The sequence below is a fragment of the Robinsoniella sp. genome, from assembly GCF_034124845.1.
Map to the genome: position 1 here is coordinate 1 of NZ_JAWYAJ010000353.1, position 5,217 is coordinate 5,217.

The following is a 5,217-nucleotide window of genomic DNA, read 5'->3' on the forward strand; positions in this document are numbered from 1 at the left end:
TATGGAAAGCAGGTGTATCGCAATTGACTATATTAAGGGAGTTTTATTCTAATTTTACGAAAATCAAACGAACTCCGATTATTTTACTGCATTTGTTGCTGCCGATTGTAGTTACAACACTATTTTTAACTTATTATGCTTTTGCCGGATACCATATTATTTCTGATGTAAAAATGTTTTTTGTCTTACTGCAAATTGGATTTCCAATGATTGTAAGCATTGTAGTACCCCTACTCATTAATCTGGACAGAAACACAAGCGGCATGCAAAATGCACTTGGTATAGTGGAGTCCCGAAGCAGCATATATCTGGGAAAATTGCTTTTTGTGCTTTTTCTTTCATCTGTAAGTATGATAATATATGAACTGTGCTTCTATGTTGGGGTCAATTTGATTCTGAACATGGACATCAGCATTATACACTTGGATTCATACCTTATTATTTTTTGTACCTTTTTATTTAGCAATTTGTTTTTATATCTTTTACACCTGGCAATTGCTTTTCGGTTTGGCTCCAGTATTTCTGTTATAGCAGGCATTTCCGGTACAATTTTAGCTGGCTTTTTTGAAAATGCAATTGGTGATAAAATATGGTATTTTATTCCCTGGGAATGGGGGATTCGGTTTTTGGAAAACTATTTCGGCTATTCTAACGGATCTGTTTTCCCCGGAATAATTGCGTTGATGATAATGACTTCTATTGTTCTGGTCTTATCAATTTTTTGGTTTTGCAGATGGGAGGGGGAATTTACACAGGAGTAAGGTGTGGCAAGAAATATATTATTTTATTTAAAAAAGACAGATTGATTGGAGGTTAGATTATGCCCAAAGTGTTAGTGGTCGATGACGACCCTGATATGCTTGTACTGGTGCGCGCGGCGTTGGAAAGAGACGGGCACCAGGTTGATACGGAAGCGGATGCTTCTACGGTACAGCCCGCGCGGTGCAGGCTGTATGACCTTTTGCTGCTGGATGTAATGATGCCCGGGGAGGATGGATTTTCCCTTTGCAGACGAATCCGTGACGAGGTGGATTGTCCGATATTGTTCCTGACTGCCAAAGGGGAAGACGCGGCACTTGTACAGGGCTTTGGATTAGGAGCTGATGATTATATTAAAAAGCCATTTCGGATTGCGGAGCTGTGTGCAAGGGTAAATGCTCATCTGCGGCGGGAAGTGCGCCAGCCGACCCACACCTTGAGCCGGGGCGGTGTACGTTTTGATATGCGGGCAAAAGCTGCAAGGTCTGGTGAACACATGCTGGCTTTTACCAAGGGAGAATACGCCATATGTGAACATCTGGCTCTGCATGCCGGACAGGTATTTACCAAAGAACAATTATATGAAGGGGTCTTCGGATTTGACGCTGAGGGTGGCTCCTCAGCTATTGCAGAACATATTAAAAATATACGTGCCAAGCTGAAAAACGTAGATCTCAGTCCGATAGAAACCGTATGGGGGGTGGGCTATAAATGGCGAAAAGAAAGCGCTCTGTAAGCCTTTCCTTTGTACTTTTACGCTTTGCCATAGTGATGTCCGGCTGTATGCTGTTATGCTGCGCGGCATGGTCTTTCATCCTGGTTCGCCTTCAAAATACAGGGTTTGCTTACCGGGGTATCGTCCCAAACCAACAGGTGGAGCAGATGCTTGCTGGGGATCCTCAAACATTTGTATCACCGGGGGATGATTTTCTGGCGGAGTACGCTTTGCTGGGAAAGGACGGCACAGTGTTGGAAAGCAACGTTAGGGGGAAAAAGCTGGAGTCTCTTACCGGGTTATTACAGGATGATGCCAAAAGCTTATATGTATCCAGTCACACTTATGCAGATGACAGTACCGTGATCTTTCGCTGGCATTACAGATCGGAATTTTCCAGTCCGGTGCTGCGCCGCATGCTCCCCCCCTTTGAATACCTGTGGATGGGTACGCTTGCTGTGGCGTTAGTACTCTGTCTGTTGTTTAACACTTTATGGCTTCGCCGTTGTTTTGCTTCGAAGCTTAAGCTGTTTAGTGAAGTGAGCGGGAAGATAGGAGCACAGGAACTGGAATTCGAAATCCCCCATGCCGGTATCCGTGAGTACGATCAGGCACTTGGAGCCATGGAGCACATGCGGGCAGCTCTGTACAACTCCCTGTCACAACAGTGGGCGGCTCAGCAGGAACGGGAGGCGGAAATAGCAGCCCTTGCCCATGACCTAAAAACGCCCCTCACGCTGGTAGGGGGGAGTGCGGAGCTTCTTCTCTATGAAGAATTACCCGAGAGCAGCCGCAAAATGGTGGAAATAATTGCTTCAAGCAACGACCGGGCAAAGCAGTACGTTGCCAGTCTCCTGGACACTTCAGCAGGTGAGGATGAGTCATTTAAAAGCACCAGTCTCCCAGCCTTATTTGATGAACTTAGTAAGAGTACAGAGGCTGTTGCAGATGCCTGGGGAGTAAGACTAAAAATAATAAACCGCCTGGAAGGTAATGCCGTTGTGCAGAAGGAGCACATACTCCGCGCATTTGGAAATGTGGTTCAGAATGCCATCGAGCATACACCGGCAGGGAGAAATGTGTATCTGATTAGTACCATGTCAGATGCTGGCTGGAAAGTTATTGTACGGGATGAAGGTCCTGGTTTTAGTAAGGCAGCATTAAACCATGGAACTGAGCGTCTGTGGCGCGGTGATGCGGCGCGCGGTGCCGATGGACACAATGGACTCGGACTCTGGTTTGCGGCGGAAGTGATAAAAGCGCATGGAGGTCAGATGGAGCTTGACAACTGGGACTCTGGCGGAGTAGTTACCATGAAGTTTCAAACACACGCTAGACCCGAATATAGCGAAAATGATCATGAAAGGCTGTCCGGATCTGTTACCATAAGTGAGTATTTAAGTGTTTATTCAACAAATAATAACGAAACTGTTGATTAAACGGCCATTCTCCGTAGATCTGCATATTGTTTTACCTTCCATATTTTCATATAATACAGTTAAGATAGAAAATCAACAGTGTGTTCAATAGCGGAAGGTGATCAGTATGAAAAAAATATATATCGTAACAGGGGCAAACGGACATCTGGGAAGTACAATTATGAGATTCTTAAAGCGGAGGGGAGAAGAAGCAAGAGGGCTTATTCTGCCCTCTGAGTCCGGGGAGGACAGTTCAAAAATCCACTATATCAAAGGTGACGTGCGGGACAGGGACAGCCTGGAACCGTTATTTGCTGGAATTAAGAACAGAGAAATTGTGGTGATTCATACCGCTGGAATTATAGATATATCTGAGAAAGTATCAGAACGGATGTACGATGTTAATGTAAACGGAACAAAAAATATAATTGAATTGTGTAAGGAATTTTTTGTAAAACGCCTGGTATATGTCAGCAGCGTGCATGCAATTCCTGAGAAAAAGTCAAGGGTATTAGAAGAAGTATCCCAGTTTTCTCAGGATCTGGTGGAGGGGGGATATGCAAAGACGAAGGCAGAAGCCACGCAGGCGGTTTTGGAAGCGGCAAAAGAGGGGCTGGATGCAGTTGTAGTACATCCGTCCGGCATTCTGGGACCCTATGACATGTCTGGAAACCATCTGGTCCAGCTGGTAACGGATTATATTCACGGCAGACTTCCGGCATGTGTCAGGGGAGGCTATGACTTTGTGGATGTCCGTGATGTGGCAAAGGGATGTCTGACGGCAGCAGAAAAAGGAAAACGGGGAGAATGTTATATTCTGTCCAACCGGCATTATGAAGTCAGCGATGTATTGAAAATGGTAAAAGAAGTCAAGGGAGGCAGAAACCTGCCCGAGCTGCCCATGTGGGTGGCAAAAGCGGCGGCACCCGTGTTGGGACTTTATGCTAAGTGCAGAAAAGAGAGACCTCTTTATACAAAATACTCCCTTTACACCCTGAACAGCAATGATAAATTCTCCCACGATAAGGCAACCAGAGAATTAAACTATCATCCACGAGACCTGTATGTTACGATAAAAGATACGATTCGGTGGGTATGCAGTAAAAAGAAAAAAGCATAATCCCGTACTGTGGATATAGAATATGGCATGATGCCGGGAATGAAACAGATTTAAAAAATTCGCTTGGCGGTGTGGTTGAAATCGAATGCACCGCTGAACTATAAAACAATACATACAAATATAAATAAGTGACTATTTAAGGTCGGCTGTAGGCAAAAAATTCTTAAGAAATTAATATTTTCTTTATGTTAAGATTGCCATAATACAGCCGACCTTGTATAATATTATTGGATAGAAATATCCACGATACATCTTGCCTTTATGGGACAAATCGTTTATAATATGTGATATATAACCACAAAAAGATAGCAGCATGTGAAACTGAAGCATGGGAGAGTACTTAGATGAAGAAGGGGATTCGTTATTTAACGATTGTGTTGCTTGTATCTTTGCTGGCCAGCGGTGTACCTTTTCATCTGGTTTACGCCACTGGGATCGAAAATTCTGGGGAGAATGGAAATTCAGCTGGTGATACAGGGAGCAATAAAAATACAGAAGATTATAATGATGAGAACGGCTCAGAATCGTCAGAGGATACAACGGAAACGATTCCGGAGTCGTACTATTTACCTATAGAATCAAATAATGTGGAGGGATGGCCAAAGGGCGATGCCATTGAAGCGGATGCAGCCGTTGTCATGGACGCCTCAACGGGAACATTTCTCTACAGTAAGAATATGACTGCAAAGGAATATCCGGCCAGTATAACGAAGATCATGACTACGTTACTGGCACTGGAACACGGTAATCTGGATGATGTGATAACTTTTTCAGAAAATGCAGTCTACAGCATTGAACCGGGTAGCACTCACCTTGGCATCAAAGCGGGAGAACAATTGACGCTGAGACAGGCGCTCTATGGAGTTATGCTGGCATCGGCAAATGAGATTTCCAACGGAGTGGCAGAGCACATAGCCGGTTCCGTTGAAAATTTTGCGCAGATGATGAATGATAAGGCAGCGGAACTGGGATGTGTCAACACACATTTTGTGAATCCGCATGGTCTGCATGATGAGAACCACTATACCTGTGCGCGGGATATGGCACTGATTATGCAGGCGGCTCTTAAGAACAAAATGTTCTGCAAGATCATTGATACCGTAGAGTATTCCTACCCAAAAACTAATATAACGGATGAAGAACGGTACTTCATGAACCACCATAAAATGCTGTATGAAGACGGCTACTGCTATACAGGCTGTCTG

5 protein-coding genes are annotated in these 5,217 nt (G+C 44.4%); all 5 read left to right on the top strand.

Annotated features, from left to right (window positions below; all coding sequences use genetic code 11):
* A partial coding sequence (locus ACH2DQ_RS17620) for a lantibiotic immunity ABC transporter MutG family permease subunit (RefSeq protein ID WP_395027666.1) occupies window positions 1–761 on the top strand: 761 nt, incomplete at its 5' end.
* Between the two features lie 59 nt (window positions 762–820).
* The gene (locus ACH2DQ_RS17625; RefSeq protein ID WP_394912953.1) at window positions 821–1,495 is read left to right on the top strand and encodes a response regulator transcription factor; all 675 of its coding nucleotides are present in this window, start codon (window positions 821–823) and stop codon (window positions 1,493–1,495) included.
* Entirely contained in the window at window positions 1,471–2,913 is a 1,443-nt protein-coding gene (locus ACH2DQ_RS17630) for a sensor histidine kinase (RefSeq protein ID WP_394912954.1), read from the top strand. Before ACH2DQ_RS17625 ends, ACH2DQ_RS17630 begins: the two co-directional genes overlap by 25 nt.
* Window positions 2,914–3,019: 106 nt before the next feature.
* Complete coding sequence (locus ACH2DQ_RS17635) at window positions 3,020–4,012, top strand: NAD-dependent epimerase/dehydratase family protein (protein ID WP_395027669.1); 993 nt, start codon at window positions 3,020–3,022, stop codon at window positions 4,010–4,012.
* Between the two features lie 344 nt (window positions 4,013–4,356).
* Window positions 4,357–5,217 (top strand): D-alanyl-D-alanine carboxypeptidase family protein (locus tag ACH2DQ_RS17640; RefSeq protein WP_395027671.1); only part of this gene is annotated, 861 nt, incomplete at its 3' end.